The following is a 219-nucleotide window of genomic DNA, read 5'->3' as shown; positions in this document are numbered from 1 at the left end:
GCATCGCGGTGTCGGGCTTGGCGAGGAAGTTCTGGACGATCACTTCCTGAACGTGGCCGAACGCCTTGTGCGACTTGCGGATCGCCATGATCGATTCCGCCCGTTCCCGCACGGTCTCGCCGATTCCCACCAGAATGCCCGTCGTGAACGGCACACTCAACCTGCCGGCGTCGGTGAGCGTGCGCAACCGCACCGCCGGATCCTTGTCGGGGCTGCCGT

General features: G+C 65.3%; 1 protein-coding gene. It reads right to left on the bottom strand.

The features are described from left to right. The coding region (locus tag QM841_RS43045; RefSeq protein WP_283336814.1) for a hypothetical protein at positions 1–219 on the bottom strand (219 nt) is incomplete at both ends.

Source organism: Rhodococcus sp. IEGM 1307, assembly GCF_030056915.1.
Taxonomy (GTDB): Bacteria; Actinomycetota; Actinomycetes; order Mycobacteriales; family Mycobacteriaceae; genus Rhodococcus_F; species Rhodococcus_F opacus_D.
Note: the sequence above shows the minus strand (reverse complement) of the source record. Positions and strands in the feature narration are given on the sequence as shown.